This window comes from Thalassoglobus polymorphus (assembly GCF_007744255.1).
Taxonomy (GTDB): Bacteria; Planctomycetota; Planctomycetia; order Planctomycetales; family Planctomycetaceae; genus Thalassoglobus; species Thalassoglobus polymorphus.
Genome location: NZ_CP036267.1, coordinates 2795574 through 2819981 on the forward strand (window position 1 = coordinate 2795574; position 24408 = coordinate 2819981).

Annotated in this window: 14 protein-coding genes; 3 read left to right on the forward strand and 11 right to left on the reverse strand. The window is 49.2% G+C overall.

All coding sequences use genetic code 11. The annotated features are described in order from the left end of the window. Positions 1-17: 17 nt before the first annotated feature. Entirely contained in the window at positions 18-2387 is a 2370-nt protein-coding gene (locus Mal48_RS10155; protein ID WP_145198599.1) for a DUF4384 domain-containing protein, read from the reverse strand. Between the two features lie 399 nt (positions 2388-2786). On the opposite strand from Mal48_RS10155, the gene Mal48_RS10160 reads away from it, so the two are divergent. Further along, on the forward strand, positions 2787-8180 hold the full coding sequence (locus Mal48_RS10160) for a CHAT domain-containing tetratricopeptide repeat protein (RefSeq protein WP_145198601.1): 5394 nt from the start codon (positions 2787-2789) through the stop codon (positions 8178-8180). Between the two features lie 265 nt (positions 8181-8445). On the opposite strand, the gene Mal48_RS10165 is transcribed toward Mal48_RS10160, so the two are convergent. The 3 genes from Mal48_RS10165 to Mal48_RS10175 form a co-directional block, all read right to left on the reverse strand. Further along, positions 8446-9933, reverse strand: a complete 1488-nt coding sequence (locus Mal48_RS10165) for an HTTM domain-containing protein (RefSeq protein ID WP_145198603.1) — start codon at positions 9931-9933, stop codon at positions 8446-8448. A 226-nt stretch (positions 9934-10159) separates the two neighbouring features. Then, positions 10160-10636, reverse strand: a complete 477-nt coding sequence (locus tag Mal48_RS10170) for a transthyretin-like family protein (protein ID WP_145198605.1) — start codon at positions 10634-10636, stop codon at positions 10160-10162. A gap of 72 nt (positions 10637-10708) precedes the next feature. Further along, positions 10709-11695, reverse strand: coding sequence for a DUF1559 family PulG-like putative transporter (locus Mal48_RS10175; RefSeq protein WP_145198607.1), 987 nt, complete (start codon positions 11693-11695; stop codon positions 10709-10711). A 214-nt stretch (positions 11696-11909) separates the two neighbouring features. On the opposite strand from Mal48_RS10175, the gene Mal48_RS10180 reads away from it, so the two are divergent. Further along, positions 11910-13394: an alkaline phosphatase PhoX gene (locus Mal48_RS10180; RefSeq protein ID WP_231739979.1), complete on the forward strand. Its 1485-nt coding sequence runs from the start codon at positions 11910-11912 to the stop codon at positions 13392-13394. 162 nt (positions 13395-13556) lie between these two features. After that, positions 13557-15929, forward strand: a complete 2373-nt coding sequence (locus Mal48_RS10185) for a phytase (protein WP_145198609.1) — start codon at positions 13557-13559, stop codon at positions 15927-15929. A gap of 364 nt (positions 15930-16293) precedes the next feature. On the opposite strand, the gene Mal48_RS10190 is transcribed toward Mal48_RS10185, so the two are convergent. The 7 genes from Mal48_RS10190 to Mal48_RS10220 all read right to left on the reverse strand — a co-directional run bounded on the left by Mal48_RS10190 (position 16294) and on the right by Mal48_RS10220 (position 24386). Continuing rightward, positions 16294-17919: a TolC family protein gene (locus Mal48_RS10190; protein WP_197442223.1), complete on the reverse strand. Its 1626-nt coding sequence runs from the start codon at positions 17917-17919 to the stop codon at positions 16294-16296. Between the two features lie 435 nt (positions 17920-18354). Beyond that, positions 18355-19839: an HlyD family secretion protein gene (locus tag Mal48_RS10195; RefSeq protein ID WP_197442224.1), complete on the reverse strand. Its 1485-nt coding sequence runs from the start codon at positions 19837-19839 to the stop codon at positions 18355-18357. Next, positions 19832-21970, reverse strand: coding sequence for a peptidase domain-containing ABC transporter (locus tag Mal48_RS10200; protein ID WP_145198613.1), 2139 nt, complete (start codon positions 21968-21970; stop codon positions 19832-19834). Before Mal48_RS10200 ends, Mal48_RS10195 begins: the two co-directional genes overlap by 8 nt. Before the next feature lies 1 nt (position 21971). Next, positions 21972-22376 (reverse strand): helix-turn-helix transcriptional regulator, encoded by a 405-nt coding sequence (locus Mal48_RS10205; RefSeq protein WP_145198615.1) that lies wholly within the window; start codon positions 22374-22376, stop codon positions 21972-21974. A 444-nt stretch (positions 22377-22820) separates the two neighbouring features. Next, positions 22821-23069 carry a hypothetical protein gene (locus Mal48_RS10210; RefSeq protein ID WP_145198617.1) on the reverse strand — a complete coding sequence of 83 codons (249 nt, stop codon included), beginning with the start codon at positions 23067-23069 and terminating at the stop codon, positions 22821-22823. A 34-nt stretch (positions 23070-23103) separates the two neighbouring features. Further along, positions 23104-23328, reverse strand: a complete 225-nt coding sequence (locus Mal48_RS10215) for a hypothetical protein (RefSeq protein WP_145198619.1) — start codon at positions 23326-23328, stop codon at positions 23104-23106. 398 nt (positions 23329-23726) lie between these two features. After that, positions 23727-24386 (reverse strand): abortive infection family protein, encoded by a 660-nt coding sequence (locus tag Mal48_RS10220; RefSeq protein ID WP_197442225.1) that lies wholly within the window; start codon positions 24384-24386, stop codon positions 23727-23729. Positions 24387-24408: the final 22 nt, after the last annotated feature.

The window sequence follows — 24408 nt, forward strand, 5'->3', positions numbered from 1 at the left end:
CATCTTGTATTCTTGATCTATTTGGGACGGATTACCACACTGATACTGGCTGTCGCCCACTCGTTTCGTGAAAAAATATTTCCGATCTCCTCAAGGGTCAGTGGAGCCGACAGTATCTCCTCTGATGAGCGTTCAGGCGGTTGTTCCCTCTTGCGAACATTAAATCCTTTGGCGCGACCGAGTGATGGGAAGATCTCCTTGTTGAGCCGCTCGATAGTGATATCGCGCAGGGGAAGTGGTCGTTTGCAGACGATCGCCTTCACGATCGTGGGACCTGTTGGCGGTTGTGCAATGAACTCAAAATCCATCTGAGGTGTTGGGATTGTTACGGTTTGATTTTTTCTCATTCTAAACTGCCCGTGAAATGCATTGGGCATTAACAGAGTGAGCTCGCCAACCGAGTCGACCGAGATGAGAGTCAGAAAACAGTCTTCGTTAGCCCTAACTCTGACTTCGAGGAGATCTCCGACTTCATAGGATTGGCGCTGATCGGCTGTCCATAATTGAACTTGCAGCTGTCCATCGCGATTCTCCGCATCAACGAGAGACACCCCTGTAGATCCCACAGTAGGGTTTGCTGCGGCCTGAACCGCATCGTTTTTTGCAAACTGCATCGTTTCTTCTGCGAAGTAGGGAAACGGCAGCGGCTTGGATGTACGAACTTCGGCGAGCCCCACAAGTCGTGCAATTCTGGCGAACTGAGAGAAGACACGCTGACGATCGAAGATTCCCTGTTCAGAAACTCTCAACAACTGCCGTGTTTCGGTTTCGCGCGACATTCTTTCCCGAAATTCGTCTGGGTTCATTCCAAACTCTGCTGCGAGCCCTTCCGTATCAAGGTCTCTCTTGAATCGGTTGAACAGTTCACGAGCTGGCTCCGTCGCACCACGTTGCGGAATTCCAGATTCTTCCAATGCTCGAAGAAAGCGTTCTCGGTCATTCTCAATCAGTTGTTCGAATTCGGCATGCGGGGGATAAAGCTCTTTCACAAGTTCTCGTTCATCTGAAGTGAATCGAACGAAGTTTCCAGACACCTCCTCGCGAAGCACATCAAGTTGAGCCAGTCGCGGCGAGTACTTCTCCGGCTTCATTCCCTGAAAGTGACAGCTCAGACAGCTGATACCGTTGATGATTGCATCTCTCGGCATCGTTCCATCCTGCACAATTGAAGAGGGGGCAACATCGAGCCTCTGACCTTCAGCGTCGACAAGCATATACGCCTGATAACCGTTGGGGAGATTGTAAATCGCCTCTCCGCCGTCATGCTTGAATTCATATTTGTTTGTAAGTCCAACACCCTTTGGGCCGAATGGGAAATCCATAAAATTCGATTCACCATCATTGGAACCGTTGTCGTAACTCAAGTGGTAGCCACCTCCTCGAAATGGAATCCGTTCCAGCAAACGGTTGTAGTCTGAGACCTTTGACTCAATCATTCCTGATCGGGCGACATTGCGATTGCGAATTTCCCGAAACCGTTCAATCCCTAGCGATTGCTCAAGCTGGGCTAACGTCGGGGGAATCTCAACCATTTCGTGATAGAGCGGCGGTTGAAGTGTTGCAAAGACAAACCAGTCAGCTCGTAGATATGGTAGCTCTGAAGAAGTCAGTTCATACACGACATTCCCTGTCCCCTCGCGAACTTCAATTGCAAACGGATAGTGCTGGGCAACACGATCCCATTTTTTCCGGTCCCAGCCAATGTGACGTAAGTCAAACCGAAAGATCGTCCGAGCCGAATCAACAGCGACTAGCTTTTGAGCGGCAGTCGAAGTGTCGAGGCCTAAAACATCGGGCGACTGTGAAAGCGAGTTCAATGTTTTGACGATCGCTGCCCGATAGATTTCCAGTTCGTCTTCGCTTACGTCGTTTCGATTATGAAGATTCGTCAGCGTAAGATAGCGTGCGTTCTCTAATTTTGTTCCTGAAAGTGTTTGCAGGTCGCTTGCCATCGCCTCCATCATTTCACGAAGCGAGATCATCTTACGCGGTTCAGCCTCCTGGCTTGAAGCATACTCATCACTCGCTCCTCCACGATGAATCCACTCGCGAAGAGTTGCCTTTTCAGCTTTCGTAAGCGGACCGTTCCAGGCAACGTCATCGTACTTGGGTTTTGGCATGCGGGCATCGTCGCCCAGTAGCAAATCGTTGAGTAACTCCTCATCGGTTGGATCGAGATAGTACTCATAAAGTCCTTCGAGCTCGAGCAGATCGCCGACGCCAGATGCCGCTTCATCACCCAGTTCGTCATGACAGACTGAGCATTTATTCTTCAGAATCCAGTGAACTTGTTGATCAAGTTGGTCGCCCGTGGGTTCCTGACAGCTTGCTTTGTTACTGCATGAAAAAAGCAAGACTGAAAAAATCAGGGTCAGTGCTCGAGTCATCAAAGTGGTCCCGGATTCGATGGCTGTGTACTTGCGGCAGCGACAATTGTACAACGAACCTCACATTTTTGTAGTCAGGACCTGAAACCAAAGCGTTTTCATGTCGTCATCGAAGCTGATTGAATCGGTCCAATCTCCTTAAGAATCAATTCGGCCGCCATTGGGATGAAAGATTTCCCTGCCTATGAGAAAGACGAGATTTCGTTTTTTAATCAGGTCATTGCCACCGATCTGAAAACTCGATAGCCAACGCCTTTTGACAGAGCGATCAATCAATTGAAATAACGTGGACTTCTTCAGTTCTTCATTTTGTGACGTGATCTACTCAACATACAATCTAAGAACATGCTATAGACATGATGATTTCCTGACAGTGCATAAACACGCCACGGCTTGACCATGAATCGAATCTTTTTAGTCGTCACCCTGCTCTTCTCCATAAATCCAGCCACAGGTCTTGGACAGGCTGATTTTGAAGCGACGGCTGCACATTCTGATCTCAATCAGGCGCGAATTGAATTGAACCGAAAGGTCCAGGAGACCTGGAAGAACGGAAATGTTTCTGATGCGCTTGATATGGGTCTTCAACTGCTGGGGGTCGAGCAGAAGCTCTTCAACGGAAAAGAAGAAGAGAACATTCGAATCGCTGAGAGATATGTTCTCTTATGCAATTATGCCTTGGAACTCAATCAAGTGGAACGGGCGCGGCGGTTCTTGGACTCAGCAATTCGTCGATATCGCCAGAACGCCCCTGAGAAGAGTTGGCAGCAATCCGAAGCTGAACATCTCGAATTGGTCATCAACAAACTGCTCTCTCTTCCGCTGACAGACCGCCAGGAACTCTTCGGTTCGGCTCGGGAACTTCAGTTGACGATGGAAGGAAATGACCCGAACCGTCAAGTCGAAGCTGCTGAGAACTACGCCCGCCTGAGTCGAGAAATCTTCGGCGAAAGGGCCCCGTTGGCGATCATGGCGATGATGCATGTTCAATCCGCGCAACTGCGACTTGGGCGACTCGAGACAGTCGGAACTCAACTCGAGAGACTCCGCATTGAACTGCAACAGGTCGAGCATCCAGAACATCCGAACCACGCCGCTCTCATGTATTTACTCGCAGAGCACTCAGCATACCTGGGGAAGACCGAAATCAGCCTCGACTACGTCAATAAGTCAATCGAACATTTCAGGCAGTCCGGAGCCTCGTATCAGGGGACTTGTATTTCCGCAAAGGCGCTCAAAGGATATTTGCTCATCTCGACAGGACAGCACCACGATGCCCTTGCACCTCTCCGAGAAGCTTACTCGACAGGAAAACGCGAAGGATTGCTTCCAAGTCATATACAGATCATCGCGGATCAATTTTGCATCGCACTCCAGAGGACTGCTCGTGCGGAATGGGAAGAGCAGAATTGGGAAAGAGCTGAGCAACTGGCAAAGGAATCCTATGAAATTGCTTTAGAACAGTGGGGCGAAGAAAACTTTCGTACGATCGAGATTCGAATTGATCCGGTCATGACTGTTGACAGGCAATCATGGACAAAAGAACAGAAAGAAACGTATCAGCAAATTCAGTCACTGCACCAGCAAATGCAATCACTCATCCAAGCTGGCGAACAACAGCAAGCCGTTGAGATTGCGAAACAGCGATATGCCAAGCTCGCGGACCTCTTTGGCCGCAAGAACTCTGAAACGTTGCGGGCCCGATTTGATGTTCTGGACTTACTCACGGACCCCAAGATTCTTGGCGAGCAGGACCATGCAATACTCGTCAGCCAGATCAACGAATTTCTGAGAGTGACAGGGAATGTCTTCGGAAAAACTCATCCCTTCTATGCGACCGCCTGTATGGACTTCGCTGAACACTTCGATTCAAGCAGTCCAGAAAGGTTCAAGTTGACGCGTGAATCTGTGACCGGTTTTCGAACTGCCTTCTCTGAGAATTCAGATGAATACATTGAAGCATTGACAGTTCTTGGTTGTCTCTTAGCTAAACATCTGGACGAAGAAGCAATCGAACATTTGAGCAAGGCGATTGAACTCTGGGAATCACGCCCTAGTCGTGGATGCTATGCTCATTCCTTAGCAATCGCCTCGCTCGGAGGACTGTACTACAACCTCGATGATCCGTACGAAGCGAGGCACCTTTTGGCGAAAGCGGTGGACCTGTTTCGCAACAACCAGAACGACAACGTGAATTATGACCTTGCGGTCACACTCAACTATCTCGGAAATATCGCAGGTGTTTATGGTCGTTACTTCGATGGGATCAAATATTACGAAGAGGCGATTTCACTTTTTGAAAACAACTCCTCGAATCTGACAGCAGCGCGATTCGGAAAGTCTCTCAATGACTACACCGGAACTTATCAGTGGTGCCTGTACAACGCATCTGAGCATTACAGTGAGACTGGTGACTTTGAGAATGCTGAGCAAGTTCTCAAGAAATTGATCGCACGTTACCCCGACGAAAGTCCGATCGAATCTTATCGCAGCGCACTCTACTCGCTCACAATCGTCTACGCTCAACAGGACCGATATGACGAGGCTACGAAACTATTGCAAAAAGTGTCACGAATTGTTGAAAAACATTTCGATGCCGATCCTCTTGTTCGAGGGAAATTCTTTCTGAAAAGTGGTCACGCCGCATTGCTTGCTGATCGGAAACGTGAGGCACTCCAGCAACTCGATCTCGCATTGGTTGAGTATCAGAAGATTGACGATCTGAACAAAATTGATCGTGTCGAATGGGGGTACTTCGATAACGATCTTCTCTGGTTGAGGAAGTACTATGAACAATTGCATGCCTGGGATCGCGTCGCTGAAGTGCGAGAGTTTGCACAGGACTCAGAAGCAATTCTCTACTCGGATGCTCCCGATGTTCTCAGAAGGCTCGAACAAGAACTCGAACTGGCCCGACGGATTGCAGCGCTCACAGGAGAGGACCTCGCAGCCTACGAACAACTCTTCAAAGACACCCAGACGTTGAAAGATCACAATAATGTGGGAATTGACCCGCAACTGCTTGGTCGTTCAGAAAGCATTCTCAAGAAGTCTACCGAAACTCTGGGGCCGCTGAATCTTGCAATGATGAATTATGCAAAGGCAGCAGCTACGTACTTTGAGGAGCAGGAAAACTATCAGCAAGCGATCTCCATGAGCATTTTAGCTTACACTTGCGGGGCTTCTAAACTGGGGAGCGGGCATCCAGATTCGCTCACCTTTATGACTCGAAACTCACGTCTCATGCGAGCACTGGGACAGTATCAAGAGGCACTCAGTTTTTCTAAAAAAAGTGTCTTTGATACTGCGCAGTCCCGGGGCGACGAGGATATCGATACTTTTGCTGCCCAATTCGAACTCGCACAGGTTTATGCAGAGATCGAAGATTATTCCTCGGCTTTGCCGTTGGCTCGTTCGGCAAGCGAAGGTTTCAGACGACTCTGGGGGACGGAGAATCGAGAGTATGCCAATGCGATTCGCCTGCTCGGCGAAATCTATTACGGAATTGGTGAACCAAGATTGGCACATGCCGAGATTCTCCGATCGCATGAAATCATTCAAAGACTCAAGGAGGTCACCGAACGTGACCGACTTCGCAGTGCAGCCACCGTTGCAGTTTCAACGGCAACCGACGACTCTCGTAAAATCGAAGCCCGTGAACGATTTGAAGAGGTGTTGAATGCATACGAAGTTGCCGATCGTGCTGAGTCTGCAGAATTCTTCGAACTTCTCATTGAGTATGGCGACGCACAATTGCGTTGGGATGACATCGAGAAAGCGACAAAACTGTTTGAGCAAGCGGTCATCGGACTGGCTCATCGTAAGAGTCACTACAAGCTGCAACAGTCCGCTCAACAAAAACTTGGTATCGCTCAAAGAAAAAACGGCCAGTTCGAACAGGCACGCGACAATCTAACGGAAGCCCTCAATCTTCAACGGAAACTCTTTGGGGCTGAATCACGGGTCATCACAGAAACACTTTTCCAGCTTGCAATTGTTGAGCACGTCCTTGGAGAGGACCACTCAGCTTTGAAGCACGTGGAGAACTCTCTTCAACTTCAGCAACGTCAACTCTCCGAAATCGGTCGACTGCTCAGCGACACTTCGCTCACAAGTCTGCTCGACCAAGACGAGAGACCACTCGACCTGTTGATCTCGATCATCAACAAGAAACAACCGGCTCCCTCTGATATTCGAATGGCTCTCGACTGGACGATGCAACGAAAGGGGCTGTCTCTCGACTTGAATTGCCGTTTGAAGACTTTTGAACAATCACAATCGTTCGATTCCGAAACTCTCAATTTGATCGAAAAACTGCGAGTGCTTAATCAGGAACTCGCAGACTTGACGCTCGGTCAAGACGGCACACGATCCGAAAGCGAACTTGCAGCTCAACGCCGACAGAAACAGAGGGAAATTTCCGAAGAACAAGGGAAGCTGAACGAGCGATTACATAATCTGGTTGCCGCCAACAGCGAATTTCAACTCGACACAGATCAACTCTCATCGAAGCTCGAAAGCAACACTGCTTACATCGAATTCCTGAAGGTGAACCGATTTGCAGCCGGTGCGTCTGGGTACATTGCCTTCTTCGTTCGCAGGGAGAATGAACAGACCCAGATTCAATTTGCAGATTTGGGAAACGCTGAAGAGATCGACGACTTGATAGAAGAGTTGCGAGAGCAAACTCGTCGATTTCCGAGAATGCTGCGTCTGTCAACGGAAGAAGAACTGGAAACACGATACCGACAACTTTCTCAGAACTTGTATCATCGTCTGCTTGGGCCGTTTGAAGAACACCTCGATCAGGTGACAATTCTGACAATAAGTCCCGACGCGGGGATTTCTGGAGTCCCGTTCTCTGCACTTGTCGACAACTCAGACCACTATCTCGTTGAGACGAAAGAGATCAGCTACGTATCGTCCGCCCGTGACCTGACACGCAAGCACGAACCGCCAGGAGTGGGGACTCTAGTGATCTCAAATCCGAACTTCGATGCCGAGGTTGAAGTTCGCGAGCAAGTCGTTGCAAAACAACAGGAGCAATCTCAAAATCTGGTTGCGTTGCGAGGAGCGAACGGGATCGACTTGCGATCACTGCGCTGGAAACGATTGCCGGGAGCAGAATTAGAAGCTGATGATGTGCAGACAATCCTGAGCTCGACGGCTTATCAACCAGTCAATGTTTTTGTTGGTGATGCTGCCGTCGAAGAAGTCTTCAAGTCAGTTCACGCCGCTAGAATCGTCCATCTGGCAACCCACGGTTTTTATGTCCCTTCGGCAGAAGAAGATGAATTCGAACGCGGTTCTGTCCGATCGACTTCCAATCTTTCGCGGCTGCGAGCTGCAGACAATCCACTTCTTCGTTCGGGGATCGTTCTCGCCGGGGCGAATCGCTCTTCGTCAGTCACGAATGAAAAACGAAAGCTCGAGGACGGATGGGTGACCGCTCAGGAAATTGCTCGGCTGAATTTTCGAAATACAGAACTTGTCGTGCTCAGCGCATGCGAGAGTGGGTTAGGTGACGTATCCTCAGGGCAAGGCGTCCACGGAATTCGACGAGCATTCATGAACGCTGGTGCTCATTCGATACTGACAACTCTCTTTGAAGTCCCTGACGGTGAAACTCGCGATCTTATTCGTGCGTTCTACGAAGAGTTAGCGGCTCGCCACAACCGACGCTCAGCCATTTCCCAAGCTCAGCGTACACAGATCGAGAAACGTCGTGCAGAAAACAATGCAGCTCACCCGTTCTACTGGGCCAGCTTCGTTCTATACGGAGATGTTGAGTAATCTGGAAGCTGGCCGAAAACCTCTGGAATCGCTATTTTTCCCAACGCTTGAGAGAGAAATCTCATGTTTCAGAGGCAATTCTAAACCAGTGCGACACTTTTCAACCGTCAAACGTCACGCTTATCCGACCGGTGTCTACTGACTGGAGCGTCACCAGCGATTTCAGCACTGCCAGCAAGCATGACAGACCGGAAAATGAGTTTCTTTAAGACGGAGTTCTTGATGTCGATTCGTAGTGTCTCGCGCATGCTACAAGAGCAAATTATCACCGGGATGACAACTGCATTTGAGGCGGCAACTTCAGGTCGATTCGATGCTCCCATTCAGAGAGAGGATAGTCCCAGGCATCGTGTCGAAACGGTTCAGTCAGCGGCATGACATAATCCGGATACCCACTGGGTAATGGGAGGTGCCCCAAATCGACTGATGGGTCAACCACAACTTGCGGTTTTCGACCGTTGAGAGAAATAAGTGCTAATGCACGAATTTCAATTCCCCTGTGACCACGTTGCTCCAGATCTTCAGCAATGAATCGACAAAGTTGATGGATCATTCTGGGGTCACGTGAGATCACTCCTAATTGTCGTCCCGTAACGTATGACCGAAGATCGACAGTTCCCGACCTCCCAGAACTGGGATCGGTCGCATAGATTCGAAGACCACATTCCTTTGCCCTCAACAACATGTGCCAGGCAAAATGATGAGTGTATTCATCCCAATTTGAATTTCCGGGATACACGAAAGAGCGAAGCGGAAAGAGACACTGCCAACTCACATAAAGTATAAAAAAGCAAGTTGTCAGGTTCTGCATTCTGGCAGAGGCGGGCTTCCAAGCCTTGTGATCGATTGAAGAGGAGACATAGGATTTTCGCCTTATCCAGACAAACAATCGTCGAGGCCAGTCCGGTTCAAAGAAAACGGTCGTTGTTAGAATCATGAACCAGGGAAATATGCCGATTGTCCAGATGACGGAATTCGCGAGATGGAAGCCGACCGCGAGTATGTATGCTAAAGGGCGAGTTTTCTTATAGAGCAAACCAGGGACGATCAAAATATCGAAGAGCATCCCTCCCCAAACCAGGGTCATGACAACCCACTCTTGCTCCATCCATGGACCACCGATGAGTGGCAAGTCTGTCTTGGCAGCCATGGACATTCTCATCGGCTGTCCGCGTAGCCAGTCCGGATCAATCTTCGCAATCCCTCCAAAGAAGTATGGGACGCCAATCTGAAACCTGATCAACCACAACGTCCATGTTGGGACAAGCTGTGATCGGATAGATGGAAAGAAATAGGCATCAACAGAACATGCACGATGCGCGGGGAGGAATGGAAGCTGTAGCGATAACAGTGAAACCAGATAATAGTGATTCTGGTAATAGGACTTATCGATCAGGAAGCCATACACAAAGCAAACCGCGAAGAGAATTGCTGCAACGCGATAAAACAGACCGACTGCAATCATGAACGCTGTCAACGCCATGATCAGATATTGGAAGTGAATGAATTCGTAGGTCTGTTCATCGAAGACAAATTTCACGTCCACCGGACGCACCCACTCAAATCCATCATACGGGAAATGAATCAGTGGAATTGTATAGAACAATTCCACTGTCCCTGATGACAGAAACTTGCATGCATACCAGCACATCACGCTTCCAAACGCGATGCGATAGAAGACAAGCCAATCGATTGCTACGGGGCGGTGCAGGCGTTCTGTAAGATCGAACGGTTCCGAGGAGTTGTTCAACATGAAGTCGCATCAAGAATTGAAGAATACAATAGAGTCTGTCAACGATCTAGAACAGTTTGCTCTACCGTGTGCCCGTGAAGAACGCATTTCTCTAGAACTGATCCTGAAGCTTGAAATTGCTCTCTCAAACGTTGAGGAAAGCGACCATTCCAGTAGTTTTCGGACTGGTTCTATTAAAATGCTGTTCGTCACGAGGCAGATCCTGCAAACCAATTCGAAAGATTCTCTAATCGTCATCTTCCAGGTCATCCAGATCGTCATCACTCAACTTCGTATTCCGCCGTCTTTTTGGTTTTTCCGGTAAGTCAATCATGAATCGATTTTCTTTTTCAGTGGAGATCGAGACTTCCATGAGGACTCTGTTGCTGTCTGTGTCACAGTTACACTCAAAGTCTGGGAATCGTTCTGGGTGAGGTGCGTCAACACTCACATTGTGATTTCCAACCACAGCACCATCTTCCGACCCATATGTTGAGATCGTAAACTCACCATTCTCTTTCGTTGTTCCCCATCCAGATTTCCCGACATTCGCGTCCTTGCCGGATGCAGTGGGGGAGAAATAGACCCGAACATTCGCAACCGGGCTTCCATCACACGTGACAACACCTGTCACCTCAGCGGTGGGAAATTCTTTCAGTCCACCGCCTCCACACCCTGAAACCAAACAGATCAGTACAGGTATCAACAGTTTCAATTTGTACATTATGACCTCAAACTAAAAAGAACACGCGAACCAATCCATGTTGATTCGCGTGTTGCTAAAGATAGATTCGGATTAAAATTCGCCAACAACATTTCCGTCTGCGATGTCACCAAGATTCCCATAGGTCACGAGATCAATGTTCTCGCTGAGAAAATGAACTGATCCATCGCCAAAGAGGAATTGTGCCCCTCCGACATGAAAACTGAAGGCACAATCATCGCTCACAGCATTGAACATATCATTCGGCGAGACGCGTCCATTGATAGGATCTTCAGCTTCAGCTTCGAAGCGAATCGGCTCGTCTGTATCAACGCCACCAATCCAGGTTGGCCAATCCTCAACTTCGCTATTAGAACCATCTGTCGTCACATACGAGCTTTCACCAACGAGCATCGTGTTGGTCAATCCATCTGTGATATCCCGGAACAATCGTCCTCCAGGAACGTCTGCTTGTTTTGGAAGCATCCCAGAGCCATCGCGTGGACCTCCGCCTGACCCTTTGTAATCAGACAACGCGTATCCGATCATGGCATCTTCCTCGGGAGGCAACGCGCCAGCACCACTTCCCGAAACTGAAAATGTTGCAGGCACGACGGAAGGAAGCGTCGAAGAGGGACAACGATACCCACTGATGACTGTATCCCCACCAGGAATAATCCCGCCATAAGTACTCTCATGCCCTTTTAGCACACAAAACCGATTGTTGTTGGGATGCGACGTGGTGATCGCTGTGCTGTTCAAGTATCCCTCCATTTGGTTGTAAAGCGGTGCTTGATCAATGTACGGAAGAATTGCGTACATAAAACCAAAGCCGTCATCATCGCAACCATTGCTGTCATCAATGTCTGCCATCATGCCAGGAGGGAGCCGACCGAAAGTGTCGTTGTAATTATGAAGGGCCAGACCAATTTGCTTCAGGTTGTTCTTGCACTGGGTTCGGCGAGCAGCTTCTCGTGCTTGCTGAACAGCTGGCAGTAACAGTGCGACTAAGATGGCTATGATCGCAATCACTACCAAGAGTTCAATAAGAGTAAAGCCGATTCGTTTTCTTGTTGTCATGATACACCTGTGAGCTTGTGAACGTTGGGGAGCGCGGGAAAAGTGGCGTCTGCAATACAGTTTCGACAGCAAGTCACCTGATGGTCTCAGGCTCGAAGAAAAATGCGATCTGGTAGTTAAACAGCCAGCATTTCGAGATTCCCCCTGAGCTGCTTTGTCAAAACTGAGGGGAGTATGACTCAGCGTTATGAACTTCCAATTAAGCAAATGTGAAATGCAAGTTAAAGCCTTTTTGTGTGGTTGCATCACACCAAAATTATTGGATAACTATCGCCATCACTTAAGTCACCTCCCTGCAACCTGGAGTTCAAAAGTCATGGTTCATTCGATTCCTCGCCGTTCTTTCTTGAAAGCAACCGCCTTCAGCCTTGGTAGCGGAGCAATCGGCCCTGCATTCCAAAACCTGCTGGCAAGCGAAGACAATCACCGCAAAAGCTCTGGCTACGGAAAACTGCGACCAACAGTTGATAAGTCGACTGGTCTGAAGCTGTTAGAACTTCCGGAAGGTTTTTCATATCGCTCATTTGGCTGGACCGGCGATCAAATGGATGGAGGAGCAATCACACCGGGTGTGCATGATGGAATGGGCGTTATCGACGAACAGGATGGAATTATTACGCTATGCCGAAACCATGAAATTAAACGAGCGAGTTCACCCTGGGGTAAGCCTGAAATTACTTACGATGCAAATGCAGGAGGGGGCTGCACTAACCTGCGATTTGACGCCAATAGTGGCGAATGGCTTAATGCATGGCCAAGTCTCTCTGGAACAGTCAAAAATTGTGCTGGAGGACCAACACCATGGAACACTTGGCTCTCCTGCGAAGAAAGTGTTTTAGGACCAGGCGGAGTTGATGACGACGAAGTCTTTGACTTTCATGAGCACCATGGCTGGGTGTTTGAAGTCCCAGCTGATGGTGATGCAAGTGCGAAACCGATTCACAGCATGGGACGTTTCGTTCATGAAGCAATCGCCATCGATCCTGACACAGGAATTGTGTACGAGACAGAAGATCGAGGGACAGCTGGTTTTTATCGCTTTATCCCAAACAAAGCTGGAGCGCTTGCAGAAGGCGGAAAACTTGAAATGCTATGTGTCAAAGGCCAGGAGGATCTAAGGAAATTCGGGCGTGTTGGTGCAACATTCGATTGCATCTGGGTTCCTATTGATGATCCTGAAAAAGCACATGCTGATGAAAAAAAACAAGATGAATTAGGGTGCTATACTCAAGGAAAACAACATGGCGCGACCACATTTGCTCGCCTGGAAGGATGTTGGTTCGGGAATGACTCGATTTATTTCGATGCAACATCTGGCGGCCCTGTCGGTTCTGGGCAAATCTGGAAATTTGATCCCCGGACTCAAACTTTAACCTTGCTGTTTGCTTCACCCGCGAAAGAAATACTGGATTCTCCAGACAACTTAGCTGTAAGTCCTCGCGGAGGCATCATCCTGTGTGAAGATGGTGATCTGATCCCACAACGTCTTCACGGTTTAACCTCACAAGGTGAACTGTTCACGTTTGCAAAGAACATTGTTCAATTGCAGGGCGAACACAATGGGTTCAAAGGGGATTTTCGAGGATCAGAATGGGCGGGGGCAACGTTCAGTGCTGATGGAAAATGGTTGTTCGTGAATCTTCAAAAACCTGGAATCACCTTTGCAATCACAGGGCCATGGGGCACTGATCTTTTATAAAGGTGAAAAGGTTCTTCTATCTGATTTAATGAAGTTCACAGGGTGTTTGCCAAAGGTTAACTACAGGTAGCAAAACTCTGTGATGATGAGCATGAATTTACGCTTCGTGTCTCAACTCGACCTTCTCATATTTCATTACCCTTCAACCGCAAGTATTTCCCCATGAAATCCAATCCGCTTCGAAAGATTCTCCCGGTCACCATCGTTGCATTTGCGTTGCCGGCGATGGGTTTGACGCAACTTGTTTTCGCTCATGATGGCGATGAGGAACACGAACACGAGCACCAGCCACCAACTGCGGAGGTTCGTGAAGTCTACAAACCAACACTGCTCCCGGACCGTATTGTTTTAACGTGGACTGGAGACCCGGCGACCTCACAAGCGGTCACCTGGCGTACTTCAACGCAGATCACTCAAGGGATTGCGGAAATCGCGAAAGCGGAAGCTGGTCCTGGTTTTCCTGCCAAGGCGGTGAGGGTCAATGCGACATCGCAAGCATTGCTCACGAATTTAAGTACTGCTCACTATCACACGGTCGAGTTTCAGGATTTGCAACCCAAAACCAAATACGCGTACCGCGTGGGTGATGGTGTGAATTGGAGTGAGTGGTTTCACTTCACAACAGCGAGTTCCCAGCCAGAGCCGTTCTCTTTTATCTACTTTGGAGATGCCCAGAACGACGTGCGTTCTATGTGGTCAAGGGTAATTCGGGAAGCCTACGGAGATGCTCCTGAGGCCGCGTTCATGCTGCATGCGGGCGACCTCGTCAACCGTGCTGAAGCTGATCACGAATGGGGAGAGTGGTTTGGAGCCGGAAACTGGGTGAATGCCATGGTGCCAAGCATCGCGGTTCCAGGCAATCACGAACAAGCCAAGTTACCAGATGGCTCACGACGTTTGTCACACCACTGGCGTCCGACATTCGCTTTTCCAGAGAATGGCCCCCCAGGACTTGAAGAATCTTGCTACACACTGGTCTATCAAGGTGTCCGAATTATTGGGCTCAACAGCAATCATCAACAGGAAGACCAGGCTGTTTGGCTGGATAAAGTCCTTAGTGAAAACGAATGTCAGTGGGTCGTCTGCACGTTCCACCATCCGATGCACTCCACCGGAAAGGATCGAGACAACTCTGAGTTGCGAGCACTCTGGAAGCCGGTCCTTGACGAACATCAGGTCGATCTGGTGTTGCAAGGACACGATCACACGTATGGTCGCACCGGACTGAAAACACCTCGCGGGTTGCCACAGACCATCTCCAACGTACCAACAGGTGTCAGCAAACAGGATGAAGCAACTGGAACAGTTTACGTGGTCTCTGTCAGTGGTCCTAAAATGTATTCTCTGCAGCCACACCCGTTTATGGTGCGAACTGCGGAGGACACACAGCTGTACCAGATCATCACCATCGACGGCAACGAACTCCGATACGAAGCCCGTACTGCCGTCGGGAAACTCTACGATGCGTTTACACTTCACAAGAAAGAAGGTGAGATCAACGAACTCATCGATCAAATTCCAGAGACTCCCGAACGTCGACGAGTCCCAGAAAAGCCAGCACCAAACGACGAGACCAAGCAGAGCATGTTGAAGTCCAATGGTGTCCCAGTGGTGGAGCCGTCAATGCGGTTACTGAATCCAGAAGCTGTTGACCAAGACGACTTGTGCATCTGGAGGCATCCTGTCGACCCAGCTCTCAGCACTATCATCACCTCAGATAAATCCGCCAATCGGATCTTTGTTTACGATCTTGAAGGCAAGCTGTTGAGTTCTCATGAAGTCGCGAAACCGGGCAACATTGATATCCGAGGCAACTTTCCATTAGCCGGAAATCGTGTGGATTTAGTAGTTGCTAACCAACGTGATGACGGAGAAAGGTTAGTAGCGTTTCGTGTTGATCCGAAAACGCGTGAACTCGTCCGCGTTGATCGCGGTGACCTGATGACCGGACCGAATTACGGTGGCTGCCTGTACCACTCTTTGAAAACAGACCGCTTTTATTTCTTCAGCACTTCAGAAGAAGCTGGAACAGTGCAATTCGAACTCAAAGACGATGGTGACGGACAAGTCATCAGCACAAAGGTTCGCACCTTGCCGCTGGGAAAGTCTGAAGGTGCTGTTGCAGACGATCAATCAGGGATCGTCTACATTGCCGAAGAAGAAAAAGGAATTTGGAAGGTCGGAGCAGAACCTGGTGATTCCACAACAGGCGAACTTGTTGTGACCGTTGGCCAAGACGGAATTCAAGGAGACCTGGAAGGTGTCACTTTGACCGCACCGAATGAAGGTGACAGATTCCTTGTTTTTTCCGATCAGGGAGCAAGTACGATGCACGTACTTCCACTGGACGGCAGTACGACCACCAAGCGATTCACCATTGACGGAGTGAAGGAAACAGATGGCATCGACCTCACAATGACTCCCTTGGGAGACAAGTATCCAAACGGCATCTTCGCATGCCACTCAGACGAAGACCGCTGCCCCATCGTCGTTACACCCATCGAACGCATTCATGAAGCACTCCATCGTGAATAAGCTGACGGTGACGATGCGACAGAAAAAAAATTCTCCTACGAGAGGTCAGTGCATCGTGAATACACTCCAGTTCTTCTTCTCGTAATCACCGGACAAGCTGTGGCTCACAAGGAAGCGCTGCTTGGATACATTCGCTGCAAGCATTGCGGCCCAAGGGGGAGAGTTGTGGTTCGCATCGAAGGACGTTCCTTCCAAAACGGAATCCTCAAGCAGGAATCCGTCGCTGAATTCAATTTCTTAGAACCAGTCCGGAAACCTCTGGAATCGTCATTTTTCTCAACGTTCGAGAGAGCAATTTCAAGTTTCAGGACCAGTTCTAACAAGCAGGTTCGTGCGATTCCCAACTCATTGAACCAGCAGTCTGTTACCTGGGGAGTGCGTCTTGTGCCAGGGAGGCGCGGTAGTTCGCTTGTGCGACAAAATAACTCAGGCGGGCATTGATATTCTTTTGTCGCGATTCGACTGCGTACTGCTCCCGCAAGGTGACCTTCAAGAGATCAGAAGAGCCCAGTTCGAAATTTCTTCGCTCGCGTTGAGCCAGTTCTTCAGCATGCGTGACAGCTTGTTGAGTTTCTTTAACCTGTTCGAAAGCCGTCGTGAGAGAAGCGTATGCCGATTGTACATCAGCAACAATGTTGTCTTCGGTGAGCCGGCGTTTTGCGTTGAGCTGCGATACTTTAGACTCGATCTGATGAATCTTTCCTTTCGCCTTACGTCGTTGTAGCGGGACGTTGACAAACAGCGACGCATCAAGCTGAAATGGTCCTTTATCATTCTTGCTACTCGTTGGTTCTCCAGTATCTTTCGACGCAGCAAAAACAGCATCGATTTCAGGGCGAAGTTGATTACATGCTTCCGTGTAATCGATATCAAGCTGTTTTTTCACAAGTTCAAAAACAACGAGTTCAGGACGTTGATTCAGGGCAACCTGGGAGTCAACCAAGAGTTTATCCGAATTCACCATAGTCGGGTTTGGAAACTTCGGGAGTGGAACATCACTAGGGATGATTGGGCGACCATCGACACCTCGATAATAGAGTGAGAGTTTAATCGCAGCCTTTTGCAACTTTTCAGATGTCTGAGCAAGCTTGGCTTGTCGCTCGGCAATCAACCTCAGATTGTCAGTCAATTCCGGAGGGTCGAGCAATCCATTTTCGACTTGGCTGCGAATACGTTCGGACCGGCTTTCAGCAAGCTCCAGAATTTGAGTCGCCACCCGATAACTTTCTCCAGCCGCCACCCATTCCCAATAAGCAATACTGGCCGATTGAACAAAGGAAATGAGCTGTGCCTGGATTTCAGCTTCAACGATATGTCTTTCGTATTGGGTCCGCCACTGTTCAGCCCGTCGTTCATCAATCGTACGATCTTGAGCTAAGGGTAAGACCACGCCGGCTTTGAATTCGCCTCCCCCGTTCGTCTGCCGTTCTTTGTACCATGGCTCGAATGATCCACGCCCGATTCGATAACCCGCGAAGACTTCACCCCCTTGGTAAAGAGGCTGAATCAAACCAATGCTATTTCGGTAGTTCTCATAGAATCCAACAGTCGTGTTCTCGCTGGCTGCCTTGAATTTGGTATCAAAAGCTCCCTGAGCGCTGATGAGCTCTCCATTTACAATTCCGCGCTGATGCAGGGCAGCCTCCAATGATGGATAAGCGTTGTAAACCGATGCAATCACAGCATCGAGACTCAGTTCGTTCGAGGATGAGATCTCGACTGCCGGAGCAACTAGCCTCAACTGGGCTGAAGAATCGATTTCGTTCTCAGAGGGAGATGAACCTTCTTCTTCCTTGGTGTCCAAGTCGCTTTGCGCTGAGTCTGCCTGGCCTGTAACGACTTGATATGAGACTTGACTCAACTCATTGCGGTCCTCTTCAATGACCTTGTTCGTTTGAATCTCGGCATCGATCTGAATAGCAGGATCATTGACTGATAGAGAATTGACCAGTTCACCTGCCTGATTCGGATATGGACAAGGTTCTGCCACTCTCGACCGCGTACGCGCGCAACCTAGCATGCCGATCACGACCAGAGCACAAAATATTAAGCGCACAGTACCGAAACCTTCCTTGGTTCTGGTGAAGGATCTGAAAACATCTTTGCGAGCGCTTCTAGAGCATTTTCATATCTGAACGGATTCTTTCTGCCTCGTGGCAGTCAAGTATTTTACATACGAGACGTTTCTATACCGTCAAGATAAGCATGGAAACCCCCTTAGAATCAGTCCGAAAACTCTTGGAATGGTCGCTTTCCTCTACGTCTGAGAGAGCAATTTCAAGTTTCAAGGTCAGTTCTAAGAAATCTCATCGACCATGAGTTTCACAAAGCTTGAAAACGATACCAACCTGCAAGTCTCCTCAGGTGTGAAATTGGGAGATCCAGGCACAATCCCTACAACCGATAAAGTCGACGCCTACGACAACTATGTTTTCGGCAATTTTGGCGGCTTGCTTTTGGTTTTTTGTGTGTCTGTTTGCTGCAGATCAACCACTGGCGGAAACCCGTTCAGCTGACGCCAAACTTCGTACCAGAGGGGAACTTGGTCTAATAAAACCCACGCATTGGCACGAACTCCTTGCCTGAGAAATCGTTCGTCGGGCCAAGGATTAGAACTCAAGTCGGGTCGAACCAGGACGCGAAATTTGCCTTTCCCGTTGTCCGAAGCATCGACAGAAACTATTTTTCCACCAAATGTTCCCACGGCGACCGATGGCCAACCTGAAAACTGAACTGCAGGCCAACCTTCAAATTGCAATCTGACGTGCCGTCCCGGTTCAACGAGTGGCGCATCGTTGCCGCGAACATAAATTTGAACAGATCGATCACTGGTTTCAGGCACGATCGTGCAAATTTCGTCACCTTCTTTGAGAATCGCAGTTCCTTGGTTGGGCGTAATTTTCACTACATAGCCATCAAACGGTGCAGTGATGTGCTGACTTTGTTGGCGTGCGACTTTCACCTCCATTTCTACGACTTCCTTGCTCGCCTTGTTCAAGTCTTGCGAAGCTTTCGCGATATCACTTTCTGCTTTAGAGACATCGCCAAGCGCTTTGCGTAAGGTCGCCTGCGCATAGTCGATTTCGATTTGCGATTTTTCAATCTTGGCTGTTCGCTCGCGTGTCTTCCCTTCCAGTTCAGACTTCGCGGCAGCGACATAGGCCTCAGCCCTGCTGACTTTGGCTTTTGACTCGTTGAGCTTTCGCTCGACTTCCTGAAACTTTTGAAGTGCGATATTGCCTTCGGTGTAAAGCTGTTCGAGACGTTCGTACTCTGCCAGTAATTGAGGGATGGCAGCTCGGTACTCTGTTAATTGCTGTTCTTCAGCTTCCACTTTCTGCTTTGCCATCTTCACATACGCATCTTGTGCGGCAATTGTCTCCGACTTCACTTTCTCATACGCTGAAACTTGTGCTTCAACAGATTTAACGATCATCTTTGCAGCTTCTAAGGCACGCTGGTTAGCTTCGAGTTGCTGCTTGCTGAAGAAGACAGTTTGCTGAGTATTGGAAAGTTGCTGTCCCAAGTGATTTGTATACTCTGCATCCAAGTCCTGAATCTCAGCAATGAACTGACCTTTTTCAACACGTGCATTTTCAAAGATCCCATTTCCCCAGCGGACAAGCCGCCCTTTCAGAGGGGATTCGATGACTTGCTGACGCTGATCTGGTGCAAAGGCCAACACGCTTCCCGTTCCTGTGACAGATTGTTGCCACGGAGCGAGAGTCATCAACGCAATCGTAATCAGTAGTAGAATGAAGAGTACGACACCAATGCGACGAATCAGCCTTGACGAGCGTGCTAGCCGCAGCACCGGAAAAATGGATTCACTGTATGCTGCAGGAAGTAGCATTGTTTGACGCAGGGAGACGCTGTTCATCTTCGAATCATCAAGATTCTCCTTAGACATGAGCCACCCCATTGCTAAGTGTTTCCGAATTCTTTCCAAGCTGAAGCTTCATCGTTGCCTTTTTGATCAAATGTTCCCGTCCAGAGACCACAATAAGTGTCCAGGGAGCAGAGTCGGCGAATAAGACTTCGGAGATCAACTGAACATCATCATCGGGCAGTTCATCAAGGAGACCATCGATGAGCAGTAGACTTGGTGAGTTGACAATGCCGCGGGCGATCATCAGTTTTTTCAATTGTGATTCCGAGAGCGGATAACCATCCTCTGAAATTTCTGTTCCCAAACCATCGCGCAGTGCCAGGACTTTATCAAGTAACCCCACTTTCAGCAGAGCATCTCGAACATCATGTATTAACACTTCTGGGCGTTTGAGGTGAATGTTCTCAGCGATCGTCCCTTCAAACACTTCAATGTTTCTGACGAGCGAAACATGACTCCGCAAAGCATCCGGTCTCAGATCCCGAGGGTCGATATTGTTAATCGCCAGATAGCCCTTGGAAGGGGTTCTTGTCCCGAAAAGCATATCGAGAAGCTGACTCTTTCCACTCCCGCCATGTCCGTAGACAACCACCCGCTCTCCCGGAGCAATCTGTGCATTCACCCCCGGAGCCATGTCTTTCCCCGATTTCCCGGAGTAACTGAGGTTGTGAATTTGGACGCGGGCTGCGGTGGCCCTCGGAAAAGTCAACAGGCCTGACTGATCCTCCATCGGTAAATCTAGAAGAACTCCCAGCTTATCGACTGCGGCGAGCAAATCGTAAAAGCTTTCAACATGCTTACCGAGCTTGGCAAACGAACCAACAATGACCGTCACAATCAATTCGGAAGCAACGAGTTGCCCGAGCGTTAGCTGTCCGGACATGACCAGCCATCCTCCCAAGCCTAGTAACACTGTGCTGGCAAATGCTTGTAATCCGAGAGCGAAAAGAACTTGACGCATCAATACCCGAAAGTGGACCTTGCGGGCAGTCAGGTAGTCATGAATGTAGCGATCTGATCGCTCGAGCGCGAACTCGCCTGCACCACCGTGACGAATTGCGATAGGACAACTAACGATGTTCTCCAGCCACGCTGCCATTCGATACTTCGACTTCGACTCCTTAACGCTCGTTTGCACTGCGCCACGACCGAGGCCCAGAATGATAAAAGCAATCATGAACAGAAGGACAACATCGAAACCCAACAACCACGGATGATAAAATGCAAGCACAGCCATGCCGATCAACGTTCCCAGAACAAGACTGATCCCATCGAGAAGAAGCTGAGCAGAAGATTTTTGAATGGTCACAATTTCGAAGAACCGATTCACCAGTTCACGTCCAGACCGACCATCAAGAGACTCAAGTTCTACACGCGGCAACCGGAACGACAGGTCAGCCGCAACCCGAGCAAACAATCGTCGCTGTATCATCTCCACAACGATCGTTTGTAACGCTCGCAAAGCGGCCGAGAACGTGAGGAATGCTAACAGCATTAGCGCCAGGACGACGAGCGGTTGAATAACACGACCGAAGGCCACAGTGTTGACCAACATCTCGACTGCCAGCGGCGTCGCCAATGCCAGAATTCCAATGACGAGTGCAAAGATGACGATCACGGCAATATCGCCACGCTCCGGGTGAAGCAATGCAAACAGACGGTTTATCGGAATTCGGGATTCAGTCTTCGAAGCGGCTCCGATCGTGCCAGTCAATTGAGGCTCGAAAATGACACCACGAATCACGTCGTCTTTCGAGTTGATCTTTAGGGAACGTCTGAACGGTCGCTCGCCCACCCAGTTCCGCTCACGTTTGCTAAATGGCTGTAAAATAAGATTTTTCCGTCCTCGACTTCCAGCCACTGCCAGCCAATCACCATCCTCGGTACGGAGGAGCAAGCGTGCATCATCATTCGCCATGGACTTAAGCTGGTGGAAAGTCCCGTCAATAACTTTGCACTTGAAACCCAGGCTGCGACTGGCTTCAACGATCCACTTCCACCAGTCTTCACTGGTTTGACCTGACCAGAGATGAGCCGCCTCGTCAACTGCTCGACGAATTTGCATTCGATCTACGTGATGTTCAACCTCAGCCGCCAACTTCTCTAGCAGCCAGGCAGCGGATTCCAGGTCTTTTTTTCGAGTTCGACTCAAATTATCTCGGCTTGTTGATCCGTTCAATTAAGTCTCCGATCGTGCAGTGAGATTCAATCGGGTGTCGTAATGCCAGGTCGGTCAGCGTACGGTATTGATTCCTTCTTCCTACTTTTTCCCGTTCGATAAAGCCTCCCTCTTCGAGGTCAACAACAATCCGTTGCACTGCTCGTTCAGTAATTCCAACAAGCACTGCAACCTCTCGGAGCGTCATGGAAGGATTGGACGCCAACACAATCAACACGTGAGAATGATTTGTCAGAAACGTCCACGACGGACCGGGTTCGTCGTCCGGCCTGTCAGCAATTGGGCGATTTGATGTTCCTGGCTTATCTGTCCGGCGCGAGTTCGACCTGGAGTGAGAACTACCATCCGATTTTTTTTTAGGATTTCGTTTTGCTGCCATCCGAGTCACCTTTCGAGAGCGCGAACAAATGATCAACCGTTTAGAACTGGTCCTGAAACCTGATATTGCTCTCTCAAACGTTGAGAAAAGCGGCTATCCCAGAGGTTTTCGGACTGGTTCTAGCAATGGCACCAGTGCATTCTGCAATAGCTTACCACATTCCCACAGCTTTGCGAAATACAATTCACGACAATTTATTCGCGATTCAAAAATTACGAAACCATTTTGTCCGCATCCCTCCCCCCCCTCCTGTACAACAGAGGTGTTTGACGCAAACGAATATCAGGAGCAAACGCTTTTTCGGGATTTTTTACGTGCCAGTTCATGCGAACAGATCGAACCCGACCTAGCCTAAATTGACCTGCCCCGATCTGGCAACTTGCGATCAAAAGTATCTACGGGGCAACGCTTATGGAGCAAAGTCGAGTCCGCCGTTGAACTCGATCACCTTCCACGCTCACGACGGACCGCTTCTGGTCGTTCGTGATCGAGCTGTTGGTTCCGAAGTTGACGATACTTGAGCGACAGAGACGGATCGCTGCCGGAGCTGAGGGCGATGTCGGTATCTGCGAAGGTGTACGTCCCGGTCGAATCGGTGACCATCACCCCGTTCGAGCCGGTCAGCTCAGTATCAGTAATCCAGATCCCTTCGCCGCTATCCTGAATGGCATCGGTTGCGGTGGAGTTGAACACCACTGACTGCCCTGTGCCTGGGGTTCCTGACCTGCTAACGTCTTCGCGAAACAAACTTCAGGTACTTCACGATTGAGTCGCGGTTGTAGATTGTCCGATTGCGGTACAGCTTGCTGTCGATCACACGGTCTCGGACTTTTTTATTGAGGGTCGTGCGGCCAACTTTGAGCAAGTGCATTGCCTCCTCCCGGTCACACCAACTTTCCCGGATCGCTTCCGGGAGTGTTTGACTGTTCGGGCTCTCTGTTAAGTTATTCATCGTTCAGCTCCTTACAATACGTTGCTTGAGATGAGCGAACTCTACAGGCGGTTTTTAGCGTTTATTCATTTCTCGGCGTTTATCCACATCGATCCGGGATTATGCCTGAGAATGCTGAATTCCCGGCGTTTTGTCACTTGACGAGGTTTCACGAATAAGGACCGACGGTTGAGTTCTTTGGTATCGAGTCTGATCCGAACAAACTCGCTGCCACCTGGCGCGTGTACTTCGACTACGGCGCGGCTCTTGGTGATTTCCGAGCGGCCTACCGAGCCAAAGGCGAAGCGTAGTCTCCTCTGCGGCACGACCCAACTGGCTCGGCGGGATCTAAGCCTTCTCTTACCGAAGTCAGTGGGTGTGAGTTGCCCGCAGGTCGTGCCGTCTTTTTCTTTTTCAAATTACCGAAAAAAACAACGCAGTTCTTTATTTTTTGATTCTCTTACCGCCTGATACTCTTTCGTATCATAAAGAAAATTTGCCATGGTTTTTGCCGAGTTGACAACTAACACTGCATGATGTTTAGAAGGTTTATAGGTCCTAGCATGTGCATCACTCATTCTGTTACGAAGAGCCGCAATTCCGCTGATCACACTGTTCAAGCCAGACAGGACCTGCTTCAAGGGTGTCTCAATATCAGATCGGCCTGGTTCGAGATTGAGAAGCTTTTGAACACGTTTATACAGTTTCACCATGTCTCCGTCGTACTTTTTTGGTGCATTGGGATCAATCTCAATCTCGATATCCCGCATGATGCCTTCCAGCAACGATCGCGCATTTGTGATTGCGCCGTCATAATCACCATCTCGAATTTTTTGTTCAGACTTTTCAATTTGCTCATCAATGAATTCATGTGCGTCGTTTGATGTGTCTCCGAAAGGTAATGAGAATTTGACAGCACCTCCTTCGATGTCTCGAACTTTTACCTTTCCTCGAGAAATTGCGACTTCAAATCCATCGTAGGCAAATCGTTTATTGACAAACTCCATTGCCGGTTCAAGTTCGTGCTCAGAATCCATGAACTCACGTGGATCAAAGACATAAGCAATAATCGCAGGCAATGACGCTGTCCCGTTTATTGAC

Excerpts from the sequence above, each read along its gene's own strand:
- Mal48_RS10155 (WP_145198599.1), bottom strand. The coding sequence starts at position 2,387 with ATGACTCGAGCACTGACCCTGATTTTTTCAGTCTTGCTTTTTTCATGC.
- Mal48_RS10160 (WP_145198601.1), top strand. The coding sequence starts at position 2,787 with ATGAATCGAATCTTTTTAGTCGTCACCCTGCTCTTCTCCATAAATCCA.
- Mal48_RS10165 (WP_145198603.1), bottom strand. The coding sequence starts at position 9,933 with ATGTTGAACAACTCCTCGGAACCGTTCGATCTTACAGAACGCCTGCAC.
- Mal48_RS10170 (WP_145198605.1), bottom strand. The coding sequence starts at position 10,636 with ATGTACAAATTGAAACTGTTGATACCTGTACTGATCTGTTTGGTTTCA.
- Mal48_RS10175 (WP_145198607.1), bottom strand. The coding sequence starts at position 11,695 with ATGACAACAAGAAAACGAATCGGCTTTACTCTTATTGAACTCTTGGTA.
- Mal48_RS10180 (WP_231739979.1), top strand. The coding sequence starts at position 11,910 with ATGCAAGTTAAAGCCTTTTTGTGTGGTTGCATCACACCAAAATTATTG.
- Mal48_RS10185 (WP_145198609.1), top strand. The coding sequence starts at position 13,557 with ATGAAATCCAATCCGCTTCGAAAGATTCTCCCGGTCACCATCGTTGCA.
- Mal48_RS10195 (WP_197442224.1), bottom strand. The coding sequence starts at position 19,839 with ATGTCTAAGGAGAATCTTGATGATTCGAAGATGAACAGCGTCTCCCTG.
- Mal48_RS10205 (WP_145198615.1), bottom strand. The coding sequence starts at position 22,376 with ATGGCAGCAAAACGAAATCCTAAAAAAAAATCGGATGGTAGTTCTCAC.
- Mal48_RS10215 (WP_145198619.1), bottom strand. The coding sequence starts at position 23,328 with ATGAATAACTTAACAGAGAGCCCGAACAGTCAAACACTCCCGGAAGCG.